This is a genomic window from Photorhabdus sp. CRCIA-P01, assembly GCF_003545805.1.
In the GTDB taxonomy this organism is placed as follows: Bacteria; Pseudomonadota; Gammaproteobacteria; order Enterobacterales; family Enterobacteriaceae; genus Photorhabdus; species Photorhabdus antumapuensis.
This window is the reverse complement of the sequence record NZ_NMQR01000204.1, coordinates 1-754: the sequence shown is the minus strand read 5'-3', so window position 1 is coordinate 754 and position 754 is coordinate 1. Positions and strand designations below refer to the sequence as shown.

The 754-nt window shown below is 58.2% G+C and carries 1 protein-coding gene; it reads left to right on the top strand.

The window, feature by feature from the left end; all coding sequences use genetic code 11:
• Window positions 1-413: 413 nt before the first annotated feature.
• On the top strand, window positions 414-746 hold the full coding sequence (locus D3222_RS24850) for a hypothetical protein (protein ID WP_157975453.1): 333 nt from the start codon (window positions 414-416) through the stop codon (window positions 744-746).
• The last annotated feature ends 8 nt before the right edge of the window (window positions 747-754 follow it).

Here is a 754-nt window from a genome sequence, read left to right as displayed (position 1 = left end):
GCCCCAACCCTGCTTCACTGGCTGCGCGCGGCTCACACTGCGCTGCGCTCCGTTGCTCGTTGCCGTGCTCGCCATCGCCGCCCCGTGCAGCCCCCCGGGGGGCTTCCCTGAACAAAACCGTGTGGTCGCAAGGCCATGCGCAACCCGAAGCCACAGTGCCTCAGAGCGTCGCAGGGGCGCCGCTTGCGGGCTCTGTGCCGCCCGCGCCCGCAGAACGTGCGTCCGCCGCCCAGGCAAGCTGGGCGACGTTCGCCCGTTGCCGAAAAAGGCGCTACGCTGACAAGGGCCCGGCGGGAAAAACGGGCCGTCGGGGGCGAAAAGCGCGTCAGGGGGTTTTGGGTTCGGCGGTGAACGGACATTGGAAAAAACGGGTTGTAACTGACTGAGAGCATTAGGAAAATCGGCGTTCGTCGGTGAAGTTCGCACTGGAATGCGTTGTTGTGCAGAATAACTCGTTGTCCGGTGACAAGGCCAGAGAGTCAGTCAAACAAAGTACCGAATGGTGGAAAAATCAGGTTAGGGAAAAATTGGGTGAAGGTAAAACTTCAACGGCTGTGAATAGTGTGTTAGGCGCCCTCAATGATGCCGGTGACTTTGCTCTTGTGGGCGCTGATTACCTTTTTGACGGTGCAGCCGCTATTACATCTTGTGCTATTGGGGATAATTATTGTCAGCATGCCCTGAATGATCTGGAGGGTAAAAATCAGGCTGTCGCGGGTAGTGTGAAATCACTGATGACGGGTTGATGACGGGT